Genomic DNA, 13235 nt, shown 5'->3' with positions numbered 1-13235 from the left:
ATTCAGAGTGTGGTGCCTCCGTCGACCGGGACGGAGGCACCCGTGACGCCCGCCCCGGCCGGCGAGGCGAGCCACAGCACCGCCGCCGCGACCTCGTCCGGGAGAGTCAGCCGTCCGGTGAGGGTGCGGCCGGTGAGGTGCGCGATCAGCCCGTCGTAGTCGGTGCCGAGGACCTTCGCGGCCACTGGCCCCTTCTCCCGCACCCAGTCGGTGACCACCGCCCCCGGGCAGACGCAGTTCGCGGTGATCCCGTGCGCGGCGACCTCCTTCGCGAGGACCCGGGTGAAACCGATCAGGGCGTGCTTGGCGGTCGCGTACGCACACAGCCCGGGGTCAGGGTCGCGGCCCTCCATCGACGAGATGTTGATGATCCGCCCGGACCGCTGCCGCAGCAGCGGGCCCAGCGCCCTGCGGGTCGTGTACAGCGCCGGATCGAGGTTGAGGGACAGCGTCGAGTGCCACAGCTCGTCGCTGATGTCGGCGACCGTCGCGAAGTCCTGCGCCCCGCCCACGTTGTTGACGACGATGTCGAGGTGCCCGAACCTCTCCAGCACGGTGTCCACGGCCCGTTCGGCGTCCGCGCGGGACGTCGCGTCCCCCGTGCACAGCACGGCGTCGTCCCCGGCCGCCAGCAGGCCGAGCGCCTCGCGGCCGGTCTCCTCGTCCCGCCCCGTGACCACGACCCGGGCGCCCGCCCCCAGGAGCCGGTGGGCGATGGCGAGCCCGATACCGCGCGTACCGCCGGTGACGAGCGCGGTCTGTCCGGTGAGTTCCATGACGCTACTCCCTTGCTGGTCAGGCGAGTTCGGTACCGTGCAGACCCGTGATCTGGGCGAGGACCCGCCCGTCGGCGGCGCGCGCGGTGGAGACGCCGGTGGCGGTGCAGTGGGTGAGCCGGACGCCCTCCGGATGGGCCCGGGCGAGACCGGCGTCGTCCCCTTCCGCGTACAGGGCGATGCGGTCGATGCGGTGCGGGACGGCCACCTGGGGGCCGCCCAGCCACTGGGTGCGGGCGAGGCTGTCGAGGAGGACACAGGGGGTGGCGAGGCGGGGGAGTGAGGCAACCCGGTCCGTTTCGGGGCGCCAGAGGCAGGAGCGGGTGCGCCAGTCCTCGGTCGCGCGGAACACCCCGGTGAGGACGGCCGGGGAGGCGTCGTCGTAGTACAAGTCGCCGACCTCCGGCAGGAGTTCGGGGTCGGTCTCCCCGACCGGCACGGGCAGCGGCGCCGGGCCGCCGAGGCGTACGACGGCCCGGAAGTGCTCGCGGTCGCGGGCCAGGACCCGGCCGTCGGGGGCGACCGTGTCGGAGTGGACGACGACGGCGACGGACCGGGCGGCGTCCGTGCCGACGGCCCTCGCCGTGACCCGGTAGGCGGCCGGCGTGCCGTCGGCGCGGGCGCGCACCCACGCCGAGAAGGCGAGGTTCTCGACCGCGCGCACCGGCAGTCCGGGGACGAGGGTGCGGGCGGCCTGGACCGCGAGGTCGGCCAGCATCACCCCGGGGAGCGTGGGGCGGCCGTCGACCAGGTGGTCCAGGAGGAACGGGTGGGCCGCGACGCTGAGGGAGAGATCCCAGCGGCCCGGTGCGCGCGGGGCGCCCAGGAGGCCGGGCGGGGTGCGGAGGCCGGGGAACCGCGCGTCGAAGGAGGCGAACTCGGCCTCGCCCAGGTAGCTGACGAGCCGGTCGCGCCGGGGCCGGGACAGTTCGTCGAGGAAGTGCGCCACCCCCTCCGCCGTCGACATCCGGCTGAGCCGCGCGGTACGGGCCGTGTACGACTGGACGACGCTCCCCGAACCGAGCCCGGTCTCGTCCCAGATGGTCCACGCGATCGTGAACTCCCCTTCCTCGGACGCCGCTTGAGCCGCCCCGGCGAGGAAGTCGTTGGCCGGCGAGTAGTCGCTCTCCCCCGGGAGCCCCGCGAGCCCGGTGACCGAACCGAAGTTGCACCACAGCCGGGGGCGGAACGCGTCCCGCAGATGGTGATAGCCGTACAGCTTCACGTCCCGCACGCGCCGCATGCCCGGCAGATCCTTTCGGGTGATGTCACCGGGGTGATGCAGTCCGGCGCCGTTGACCAGCAGATCCACCTCCGCCCCGACCTGCTCGGCGGTACGCCGGACCGCCGCCGGATCGGTCACGTCGGCCGTGTGGAAGCGCACGTTGTCCTCCCCGCACAGCTCCCGCAGTGTGGCGAGGTTCCGCCGGGACTCGCGGGCGTTGAGCAGCCGTTCGAACCGCCCGTTGATCTCCCGCACCGACAGTCCCGGCCGCGCGGCCCGCTCGGCGGCGATGAACCGGGCACGCAGGCCCGGCAGTTCGCCGTCCGACGCCGCCAACAGGTCGGCAGGCACGTCCTCCAGGCGGCTCGACCCGATCAAGTGCAGCCGCAGCGGCACTCGTCGAGCCAGCCCGATCAGACAGGCCGCCGTGATCCCCCGCGCGCCCCCGGTTGCGACGACGACCGCACCGGGCTTCAGCGGCAGCGGCCCGACCGGTACGTCGTCCCGGTGCAACCGCTGGACCAGGCGCACCCCGTCCCGGTGCACGACGACAGGCAGCCCCTCCCGCGCCTTCCTCAACTCGGCGTCCAGCGCGGCGAGTCCGGCCTCGGGGGAGTCGGAGTCTGTCAGCAGGGCGAGCGGAGTGCACCCCGTCAACTCCCACGCGAGGCTCTTCACGAACCCGGTGAACAGATGGGCGTGCGGTGCCGCGACCCCGTCCGGGAACGGCGTGAGGACGACGACCCCGAGCGTCCCGGACTCCACGAGCCCGTCCCGCAGTTCACGGGTCGCGAGGAACGCGGCCTCCTGGACGGCGAGGAATACCGGGCCGGGAGCGGCGGGCCAGTCCGGGGCCATGTGCAGGGAGGTGACGATGCGGAGGTGGTGGAAGCCGGCCGGGTGCTCGGCTAGGAACTTGTCGACGGAGGTCTGGGGGTCGTCGCCGGGGCGGAGGGTGAGGAGACGGGCGGCGGGGAGGTGGAGGGGGGTGTCGGTGATGATCAGGGTGTCGGGGGAGAAGGGTGGGGGTGTCGTGGGGGCGGGGACGGTGCCGGAGGGTTCCCAGGAGACCGTGTGGCGATGGGTGAGGTCGGGGTGGGGGGTCGAGGCCGGTGCGGGGAGTCCGGGTGCTGCCCCCTCGGCCCGGCGTACACCCTCGATGCCGCGTACCGCCTCGACCAGGTCGTCCGCCGCCAGGTAGGTGTGGTCCGGGGCGAAGGCGTCCCGGTCGGGGAGGGTGGACAGGAGGGGGTCGAGCGGGGAGAGGACCGGCCAGTTCCGGGAGCGGGCGGTCGAGGCGCGGGTCAGGGCGAGGGCGAAGGCTCCCTCGGCGGGGGTGTGCGCCGGGACGCCGTGGAGGCGGGCGAACAGGGGGGTGCTGCCGCCGTTGACGCCGAGGACCACGGCCACGTCGAGTTCGCCCCGGCTCAGGTACCTGCGGGCGGTCGTGAGGGCGCTGCGGCCCGAGGTGGGGCCGGTGTCGACGGTCATGGTCAGGCCGTGCAGGTCGTGGGCGGCGGCCACGCGGGCGGGGATCACGTTCGGCATGAGACCGGCGAGGGTGTCCTCGCCGGAGGCGGGGGTGCGGTCGCGCACGGTGTCGACGAGCGCGTCCACCGAGGGGTCGGTGAGCGCGGAGAGGGACCGCGCGTAGCAGCGGACGCTGATGTCGGCGGAGGTGACCGGGACGCCGGTGTGCGCGGTGATCACCCCCGTGGTCTCCGTGAGCCCCTCCCAGAAGGGGGCGAGGCGTGCGGCTGCCTGGAGGGCCATCAGATGGGCGGGGTCGATCGCGGCGGCCGTGCGCGGTGGCATCCGGACCTCGTCGAGCGGCGGCGCCGGGTACGGCGTCCCGAACTGCCGGTCGGCGGGCGGGAGTCCGGCGGCGAGACGCCGGGCGATCTCCCGCTCGCCGGGGGCGCCGGGCAGGTGCGCGGACCAGGCGACGACGACCACCGGGTCCTCGGCGAGGACCGGCGGCTGCGAGCGGGGCTCGGACTCGTCCTGGAGGAGGAGATGGGCGTTGGTGCCGCCGAACCCGAACGACGACACGCCCACCGTCCGGGGGCGGTCGGGCCGGCGGGGCAGGGGAGTGGCGTGCGCCGGGACGCGGAGCGCGGTCGGGGCGAGGCCGTCGTACGGGATCTGGGCGGGGACCGTGGAGTGGGCCAGGCCCTGGAGGGCGTGGACGACGGACACCGCGCCCGCCGCCCAACCGGTGTGGCCCAGCACCGACTTGTTCGACGTGCAGAGCGTGCCGGGGTGGGCCTCCTCCAGGACCGCGCGCTCCACCGCGTCCCCCAGCGGGGTGCCCGTCGCGTGCGCCACCACCCAGTCGAGCTGACCCGCAGGCATCGCGTTGACGGCACGCGCCCGCCGCAACGCGCGTTCCTGACCGGAGGAGTTGGGGGCGTGGACAGCCCTGCCCCGGCCGTCCGACGCGGCCCCGAACCCGGCGAGCACCGCCAGCACCCGGTCACCGTCCGCCCGCGCCCGGTCCAGCCGCTTCAGCGCGACGAGCCCCGCGCCGTCGGAGAACAGCACCCCGTCCGCACCCTCCCCGAACGCCCGCACCCGGCCCGTCCGGCTCAACCCGTTCAACTGCGCGAACAGCACGCTGTAGCGCGGACCTTGGGAGAACACGCCCCCGCAGTAGGCGATGTCGCAGTCGCCGTCCAGGACGCTCTTCGCGCCGAGGTCGATCGCGTACAGGGACGAGGAGCAGGCGGTGTCGACGATCTGGACGGGCGTCGACGCGGGGAGAACCCCGTCGATCGCGGTGCGGGCAGCGGCGTACGGGAGGTGGTCGGCGAGGGAACCCGCGTACGGGTACCGGCCGCGCAGCGCCTCCCGCAGCCGTCCGCCGGTCCGTTCGGACACCGCCTCCACGAGGAGGCTTTCCTCGACGTGCTGGCTGCCCTCGTTCCACGCGCCGACGAAGCAGGCCGCGCGGGCGCCGGTGGGTGGCGGGCCGCACTGGAGGAGCGCGGCGCGCAGCCAGGCGGTGAGGAAGTCGCCCTGCTCGCCGGGCTGGTGGACGTAGCCCGCGACCCGGCTGTACGTGTGGTCGGCGGTCTTGTCCTCGCCGGACCAGAAGTGCTCCAGCGTGAACCGTTCGCCCGGTTCTGTGAAGACCGGGCGCCCTTCGACGAGCCGGTTCCACAGGGCGTCGGCGTCGGGGGCGCCGGGGGCCACGACGCCCATGCCGACGATGGCGACCGTCTCCGATGCCGTCTCCGATGATGCAGGGGCCGGGGTGATGGGGCTGGACGGGTGGGCGGGTGTCTCAGCGGGTGTCGGCGGGCGGGCGGTGAGCATGGCCCGGCCCACCGACAGGCCGCCGTCCGCGAGGAACGACTGGCCCGAGACCCAGCCGGACTGAGGTGACGCCAGGAACGCCACGAGGCGGGCCAGTTCCTCCTCGGTGCCGACGCGTCCGAGGGGCGCCGCCTGCGCGCAGACCCGCCGGAGGTCCTCGGCCCCCGGGAACAGCCCGGCCGTGGAGTTGTCGAGCAGTCCGGCCGACGCGGTGTTGACCCGGATGCCCGACGGCCCCAGATCCGCCGCGAGATACCGGGTCATCGCCTCCAGCGCGGCCTTGCACACCCCGACGAGGAGGTAGTTGTCCATGGCCAGCCCCGCTCCGATGGACGAGACGTTGACGATCGACCCGCCTCTCGTCATCAGCGGGACCGCGCTGAGCGAGCACCACCGGGCGCCGTGCACATTGGTGTCCACGGCGCGCTGCCACTCCCGGTCGGTCAGCTCGTCGTACCGCGCGAACACCCCCCGCGCCGCGTTGTTCACCAGCACGTCGAGACCGCCGTGCGCCTCCCGCACGGCCTGGAACAGCGCCGCGACCTCGTCCGGCTTGGCGACGCTCGCGCGCAGCGCCTCGGCCGAACCGCCCGCCGACCTGATCGCCGCGACGGTCTCCTCCGCCCGCTCGGGGGAGTGGAAGTGGTTCACGATCACGTGCGCGCCGTGCCGGGCCAGTTCACGGCTGATCGCCGCGCCGACCCCCTTGCCGCCGCCGGTCACCAGCGCCACCCGGCCCACCAGGTCCCGGGCGACCGGGAACTCCTCGTACGTCATCGGACCCCCGCCGCCGTGGGCAGGCCGAGCAGCAGCTCCGCGAGGGCGTCGAGGGTGGTGTGGTTCGTCAACCGGCTGCCGTCCGGCGGGAGTCGGCGCCCGTGCCGCTCCAACGCCTGGGAGAACAGTTCGACCTGTTTGATGGAGTCGACCCCGAGGTCCGCTTCGAGGTCGGCGTCGCCGGTGAGGACCTCCGGCGGGTAGCCGAGCGCGTCCGCGTACAACTCCCGCAGCGAGCCGACGAGTTCGCCGTGCGGGGTGTCCGGGGGAGACGCTTCCCGCGGCGCCGCCACCGGTGCCTCCGCACCCAGCGTCGCCGCGAACTCCCCGACCCCCACCCGCCGCCGCAGCGGGGCGACGGCCCGCACCCCGGGGGCGATCGAGGTCATCAGATCGCTGAGTACCCCCTTGGGCCCGCACTCCACGAACTCCTCGGCCCCGTCGGCGTGCAGAGCGCGCACCGCGTCCGCGAACCGGGTCGGACGCACCAGATGGGCCGCGACCAGCGCCGTATGGGCGCCGTCGTCGACGTACCGCCCCAGGATCGCCGAGTACAACCGGTACCGCGCCGGACGCGCCGCCAACTCCCGCACCCGGTCGGCGAAGTCGTGCGCGACGCCGGCCAGCCCATGACTGTGGAACGCGTACGGCACCCGCAGCCCGGTCGCCGTGATCCCGACCGCCTCCGCCGCCTTGCGCACCCGCTCCAACGGCTCCCCGGGGCCGGAGACCACACACTGCCGGGGCCCGTTGTCGGCTGCCACGCACACCTCCCCCTCCGCGAGCGCCGCCAGCAGATGCGCCGCCCGCGCCGCCGACACCTCCAGCGCGACCATCCCCCCGGCCGCCGGCGGACAGGCGGCGAACGCCTCGTCCCGCGCCACCACCAGCGCCACCCCGTGCTCCAGGTCGTGGACGCCTGCCGCGACGAGCGCCACCAGCTCCCCGAAACTGTGCCCGAGCAGCACGTCCGGCTCCACCCCGAACCGCCCGGTGAGCAGCCGGAACAGCGCGATCTCGGACGCGAAGATCGCCAGATGCAGATCCTGCGGAGCGCTCGTCACCAGTTCGCCGAGCGTCGGCGCCCCGGTGTCGAGAAGTAACCGCGACACCGGGCCGCGCCCCAGCCGGACGGCCGCCCGGTCCACCTCCGTTAGGACCTCGCCCACCGAGGGCTCGGTCTCGGCCAGAGCCGCCAACGCGCCGGGCACATACGCCCCTTGGCCGGGAAACAGGACAACACGACGTGGCATGAACACCCCTCGGGATCGACCGCACACGGCAGGGGCGTCCACCGGATACCGCCCGGTTGAAGCCCTGGGAACCGGTTGTCATGCTCCGTGTCGGTTCGGGGGTGCGTGTAGGGCGCTTTCACCGGAGCGCGATTCACCACGAGACGCGTCCGTGCCGTCCGGTGGTGAAACGCGCGAGGTTGTGCGCCGGTGGACTACGGCACGCTCAGGTGCCGCTGATCGTGATGGCCACGTCCGTGATGTTGAGCGGGAACTGGCCGATCAGGGTCGGTGTCCCGGTCAGGATGTCGACGCCGTACAGGGACGGCGTGCTCGCGCCGTAGGGCGTCAGGGAGGCGAACGCGGCGTTGGCGGTCGTCCGGCCGTTCGTGACGGTGCTGAAGATGTCGATGCCCGCGTCGAGGTTCGCGTCGAAGCCGACGAGGCCGGTCGCGACGAGGCTCCCGGCGTTCGGGGGCGACTGGATGACGACCTGGTCGTTGAGGGTGTCGACGTCCGCGAGCGTCGTGCCGGTGGAGCCGACCAGGTCGTTGTTCGTGTACGCGGCGGCGGTCACACCGAGCGCGGCGGTCGTCGCCGGCGGGATGTTCAGGGGCGAGTCGGCGACCGTGGTGTTGTCGTTGAGGTTGTGCCGCAGGTTCTGGCCGTTGTTGCTGAGCACCCTCAGCCGGTCGGCCGCCGGGTTGAAGTCGATGTCGAACGTCGTTCCGTAGAGGGCCACTTGGAGCTGGGAGACCTTGGTGACCACGACGTCGGTGGTGGTGGGCGGGTTCGGCGTCTTGATCGTGTAGATGCCGCCCTTCTCGCCGAGGCCGTACAGGAGGCCGTTCTGCGGCCGGTGGTCGATGCCGACGAGTCTCGTGTCCCCGCTGAGGCCGGTGACGACCCGGACCCAGTCGAGGACCTGGGGGCGGTCGGTGGTGAAGGTGGCCATCAGGGTGCCGTCCCCGGTGATCCCGAAGGCCCGCAGGCTGGGGGTGGCCGCGGCGGCGCCCGCACCGGACGCGCTCACCATGAGGGTGCCTGCCACGGACAGGGCGGCGACCAGGGCGGCGGCTCTCTTTCCTGCTCTCATGCTCGTGTTCCTCCCGTTTCGGACGGATGGTCGTGCGGCATGTGCGGAAGAGGGCGCCCTCGCGGTCCCATTAAGCTCGACCGCCGCCCGCCCCCACAACAGGCCACCGCCCCCGTGCCGGGAACTTTGCGCACCCTCACGAAAACGCCTCCGCCGGATTCACCCGGAACGGCAAAACGGTGGTCCGGTTTTCCCCTACGGCCCCACCACCCCGGGATGGCATGCTCACGGCCATGGGAAGCCTCTTCACCGAGCTGGCCCGGCAGGCACCCGTCAACGCGCGCAGGGAGGTCGACACGTACGCGCGCGAGATCCCGGAGTTCGCCTCTCTCGGCAACGATGCCAGGGCGCTCGCCGAAACCCTGGAGTGCGCGGTGTGGTTCAGGCGCCGCACGGTCGAACTCGCCCCGGACAACGGCATGCTGACGGACCGGGACCTCGACTACATCGCGTCCATGGGCGAGTTACGGGCCGGGGCGGGCATGTCGCTGGCCTCACGCCAGCAGGTGCTGCACGTCCACACGACACTGATGCTGCGCGAGATCGACGAGGCGACCCGCGCCCTCAGCGCCGACGGTCCCGACGAACTCATGCGCGTCATGGGCTGGTTCGCGCCGCAGGGCGAGCGGGGCATCGGCGCCTACTGCCGGGGCTTCGTGTCGGTGCTGCGCCGGAGGATGCCGTACGCCGCTCAAGTCGCCCTGCTCGCGAAGGCGTTGCTGTCGGGCGACGCGATGGCGAGGGAGCTGGCGCGGGTCGCCGGGATCGAACTGGCCGACGCCTGCGGGGTCCTGGTGATCCGGGTGCCGGAACGGCCCGGTGACGAACGGGACCTGGAGGCGGAGGTGGAGGCGCTGGTGAAGACGTACCGGGTGCCCGCGTTCTGGCGTCCCGGACGCGTGGGCCGGGGTGGTGAGCTGATCGCCGTGATCCCCGCCGACTTCCGGGCCGACGGCCTCGTACAGGACTTCGCCGAGGCGCTCGGGCACCCCTGTGCGGCCGGGAGTGCCTCGGCGCCGGAGCTGAAGGACGCGCTCGACCAGGCCCGGCGCATCAGCCGAGCGGCGCCGCTGCACCGGGCACCGGCGCGGCTGCGGGCGCGGACCCTCGCGGACGTCTTCGTCGAACTCGCCGTCGCGGACGCCCCGTTCACCGACGCGTGGCTCCAGGAGGTGGCCCGGCGGCTGGCGCCCGGCCCTGATCTCCTGCTGACCCTCGACGCCTACTACCACTGCGACATGAACCGCACCCTGACCGCCGCCGCCCTCAACGTGCACCCCCGCACCCTCGACTACCGCCTGCGCCGGGTCCGTGAACTCACCGGTCTCGACCCGGCGTCGACGCGCGGCGTGCGGGTCCTGAGCACGGTCGTGACCCGCGACCTGTCCGGGGCATGGGGCTGAGCAGCCCTCCCGGTCACCGGATTGCCGGAACATCGACAACTGTTTAACCGAACCGGAAGGTTTGCGTCCGCTGTGCGCGACAAGATCGTCGCAGGGCCGTTCACGGACGGCCCAACCCCCCACTCCCAGCGGAGACTTGCATGCACCACAACAGAAAACGGACGGCCGCCCTCGCCGGGTCGGTCCTGCTGAGCCTCGCCGCCCTCGGCACGGCACCCGCCTCGGCGTCCCCCACCGCCACGCAGGCCGACGCCCCCGGTGGCGCACAGCGCGTCATCGTCCTCCTGCGGGACCAGCACCCCGAACTGTCCCCGAGGACCGACACCGCACGCCGCGCGAAGGCGGTGGCCGGCGACCAGAGCCCGGTCGTCACGCTCCTCAAGGACACCGGAGCCACCCATCTGGCCCGGATGAGCCTGGTCAACGCCGTCGCCGCGACGGTCGACCCCGGGACCATAGCCCGGATACGCGACGACCAGGACGTCGCCGCCGTCGTACCGGACCTCCCGATCAGCCTCCCCCGGCACCCGCACGCCACGGCCGCCGCGCCCAGTGCCGCCACCTGCGCCAAGGGCATCGCTCAACCCACCCTGGAACCCGAGGGGTTGGGGCTGACCAGGACCGACACCGCGCAGAGGCTGGCGACCGGCAAGGGCGTGAAGGTCGCGTTCATGGCCGACGGGATCGACGTCGACAACCCGGAGTTCGTCCGCCCCGACGGCAGCCGGGTCATCACCGACTACCAGGACTTCACCGGCGGCGGCACGAGCGAGGCCACCGACGGCGAGGAGGCGTTCGGCGACGCCAGCTCCGTCGCCGCACAGGGCAGCCGTACCTATGACTTCGCGCAGCAACTGCCCTACTCCGCAAAGGCGCCGAAGGGCTGCGCGTTCCGGATTCGCGGGTTCGCGCCGGACGCCGAGCTGATGAGCCTGAAGGTGTTCGGGGCGAAGAGCGGGGCCTCGACATCCGGGTTCGTGCAGGCCGTCCAGTACGCGGTCGAGCACCACGCGGACGTGCTGAGCCAGTCGTTCGGGGCGAACTACTACCCGGACCCGGCCACCGACCCGATCCGGCTGGCCGACCGCGCGGCGGTCGCCGCCGGGACGACGGTCGTGGCCTCCACCGGGGACTCCGGCGTCTCCGGCACGATGGGCTCCCCGGCGAGCGACCCGCAGGTCATCGCCGTCGGCGCCACCACGGCCAACCGGCTGATGGCACGCGGCTACGGCTACCCGGGCTGGACGAGCGGCAACATCGCGGCCCTCTCCTCGGGCGGCACCTCCCTCGGCAACAAACTCGTCGACCTCGTGGCGCCGGGCGCCTACGACTTCGCGGCCTGCACCCCCGGCGACCGGTGGACGGGCTGCTCACTGCCCACGCAGCTCTTCGGCGGCACCAGCCAGTCGGCCCCCTTCGTCGCGGGCGCGGCGGCCGACGTGATCCAGGCGTACACCGCCGCCCACGACGGAACCCGGCCGACCCCGGACCAGGTCAAGCGGCTCCTCACCGGCACCGCCACCGACCTCGGCGTCCCCGCCGACGAACAGGGCGCCGGCCTGCTGGACACGGACGCCGCCGTACGGGCCGCGCGCGCCACCGGCAGCACCGCCCTCGTCCCCTCCGCCGCGCAACTGGACCTCACCGGGCAGCCCGGCACCACCCAACGCACCACGGTGACGCTCACCAACACCGCGAACCGCCCCCAGAAGGTCGCCCTGACCTCGCGGACCCTCGGCTCGACGACGTTCCGCGACGCGCGGACCGTCACCGTCGGCGCCCCGCTCGGCGACACCCCGCAGGGCAGGCTCGCCGTCAAGCCGTTCACCGTCACCGTCCCGAAGGGCACGCCCTTCCTCGCCGTGAGCACGGCATGGCCCGGCAAGGACAAGTCGGGGTACCTGATCCCGGTCCTGTTCGACCCCAAGGGCCGCCTGACGCAGATCGGCTACGACTACGGGGGCGGCGGGCACAGCAACCACCAGTACGTCGATGTCCACGACCCGGTGCCCGGCGCCTGGACCGTGAAGCTGATCTGGAACTTCGGCATGAACGGCCTCCAGTGGGCCAACGACAAGCCCGGCAGCTACCGAGGCCCCCTGCACGTCGAGGTCACCGGCCGGCGCTGGACCACGGCGGGCGTCGCCACGCAGACCAGGACCGTCCCGGCCGGCGGCACGACCGGCTTCCCCGTGGCCGTGCCGATGCCGCGCGCCGCCGGTGACGCGCCGTTCTCCCTCCAGTTCACCTCGGACACCGGGACGCGCCTGTCGCTGCCGGTCGCCCGCCGCACCCTGATCCCCGTCGACCCGAAGGCCGGCCGCGCCACCTCGTTCACCACACGGGTCACGGGCGGCGTCGGCCGCGGGCTCGGCCAGGCGAACGGCTACCACCTCGACGTACCGGCGGGCCGGCGCAGCCTCACCGTCGACCTCGCCGCGCAGGACGCCGGGACCGTCCTCAACGCCTACCTGGTCAGCCCCCAGCAGCAGATCCTGGCCCGCGACGCCAACCTCACCGGCGTCAAGGGCACGACACACACCAAGTACGCGAGCCTCACCGTCGACCGGCCCGCCGCGGGACGCTGGACGCTCCTCGTCGTCGTCCCCGACGCCGTCAGCGGCAACGCGGTCGCCGAGCAGATCACGGGGAAGGTCGCCCTCGACGCGGTGACCGCCACCGCCCAGGGCCTGCCGAACAGCGAGAAGACCGTCGTCGCGCAGGGGAGCAAGCTGAAGGTGACGGTGCGGGTGCCCAACCCGGGGCCCGCGAACCGGTCCTACTTCCTCGACCCGCGCCTGACCACCCCGGCCGACGTCACCCTCACGGAGAACGACGGCACGACCACGTTCCCCGTGAACGGCGCGCAGTCCCCCGCCTGGTGGGTGCCCACGCACACCACCGCACTCAAGGCGACCGTCACCGCCGACGTCCCCGTCCAGGCGTCGATCCTCCCCTGGACCGGCGCGCCCGAGATCCTCGGCACCCCCGGCCCCGACGGATCGGCCGTGGCCACCACGACCGCCGACCAGCTCACCGCGGGCGTCTGGAACGCGAGCATCTCCACCCCCGGCCCGTACACGGCCACCCCCGCCCCGACCGGCACCGCGCAGGTGTCCTTCACCGCCACCACCCAGCCCGCCGACCCGGCGGCCCAGGCGTCCACCGGCTCCTTCTGGGACCTCAAGGCGCCGTTCACCCCCCTGTCCGTCGCCCCCGGCAAGACCGGCGCCATGACCCTGACCCTCACCCCGACCGCACCCGCCGGCACCGTCGTCCACGGCATCCTCTACGTGGCCACCGACACACCGCTGAGCGTCGCGAACGGCTCCGAGATCATCGGCGTCCCGTACACGTACACGGTCGGCTGACCCCCTGAGCCGGGCCGGCCCTCTCGGCCGGCCCGGC

General features: G+C 73.4%; 6 protein-coding genes. 2 read left to right on the top strand and 4 right to left on the bottom strand.

Going from position 1 to position 13235, the window contains the following annotated elements; genetic code table 11:
• Positions 1-2 precede the first annotated feature (2 nt).
• The 4 genes from ABZX85_RS40580 to ABZX85_RS40565 all read right to left on the bottom strand — a co-directional run bounded on the left by ABZX85_RS40580 (position 3) and on the right by ABZX85_RS40565 (position 8424).
• Positions 3-776: an SDR family NAD(P)-dependent oxidoreductase gene (locus tag ABZX85_RS40580; protein ID WP_355880901.1), complete on the bottom strand. Its 774-nt coding sequence runs from the start codon at positions 774-776 to the stop codon at positions 3-5.
• A 19-nt stretch (positions 777-795) separates the two neighbouring features.
• A complete protein-coding gene (locus tag ABZX85_RS40575) occupies positions 796-6096 on the bottom strand; it encodes an SDR family oxidoreductase (protein WP_355880898.1) in 5301 nt (1766 codons plus the stop codon).
• Positions 6093-7349 (bottom strand): acyltransferase domain-containing protein, encoded by a 1257-nt coding sequence (locus tag ABZX85_RS40570; RefSeq protein ID WP_355880895.1) that lies wholly within the window; start codon positions 7347-7349, stop codon positions 6093-6095. Before ABZX85_RS40570 ends, ABZX85_RS40575 begins: the two co-directional genes overlap by 4 nt.
• Before the next feature lie 205 nt (positions 7350-7554).
• Complete coding sequence (locus tag ABZX85_RS40565) at positions 7555-8424, bottom strand: DUF4394 domain-containing protein (RefSeq protein WP_355880892.1); 870 nt, start codon at positions 8422-8424, stop codon at positions 7555-7557.
• Between the two features lie 233 nt (positions 8425-8657).
• On the opposite strand from ABZX85_RS40565, the gene ABZX85_RS40560 reads away from it, so the two are divergent.
• Both ABZX85_RS40560 and ABZX85_RS40555 read left to right on the top strand, forming a co-directional pair.
• Positions 8658-9827 carry a helix-turn-helix domain-containing protein gene (locus ABZX85_RS40560; protein ID WP_355880889.1) on the top strand — a complete coding sequence of 390 codons (1170 nt, stop codon included), beginning with the start codon at positions 8658-8660 and terminating at the stop codon, positions 9825-9827.
• Between the two features lie 140 nt (positions 9828-9967).
• On the top strand, positions 9968-13198 hold the full coding sequence (locus ABZX85_RS40555) for a S8 family serine peptidase (RefSeq protein WP_355880886.1): 3231 nt from the start codon (positions 9968-9970) through the stop codon (positions 13196-13198).
• The last annotated feature ends 37 nt before the right edge of the window (positions 13199-13235 follow it).

This window comes from Streptomyces sp. NPDC004539, from assembly GCF_040610055.1.
In the GTDB taxonomy this organism is placed as follows: Bacteria; Actinomycetota; Actinomycetes; order Streptomycetales; family Streptomycetaceae; genus Streptomyces.
Note: the sequence above shows the minus strand (reverse complement) of the source record. Positions and strands in the feature narration are given on the sequence as shown.

Coding starts and splice junctions, on each gene's coding strand:
- ABZX85_RS40580 (WP_355880901.1), bottom strand. CDS start 776: ATGGAACTCACCGGACAGACCGCGCTCGTCACCGGCGGTACGCGCGGT.
- ABZX85_RS40575 (WP_355880898.1), bottom strand. CDS start 6,096: ATGACGTACGAGGAGTTCCCGGTCGCCCGGGACCTGGTGGGCCGGGTG.
- ABZX85_RS40570 (WP_355880895.1), bottom strand. CDS start 7,349: ATGCCACGTCGTGTTGTCCTGTTTCCCGGCCAAGGGGCGTATGTGCCC.
- ABZX85_RS40565 (WP_355880892.1), bottom strand. CDS start 8,424: ATGAGAGCAGGAAAGAGAGCCGCCGCCCTGGTCGCCGCCCTGTCCGTG.
- ABZX85_RS40560 (WP_355880889.1), top strand. CDS start 8,658: ATGGGAAGCCTCTTCACCGAGCTGGCCCGGCAGGCACCCGTCAACGCG.
- ABZX85_RS40555 (WP_355880886.1), top strand. CDS start 9,968: ATGCACCACAACAGAAAACGGACGGCCGCCCTCGCCGGGTCGGTCCTG.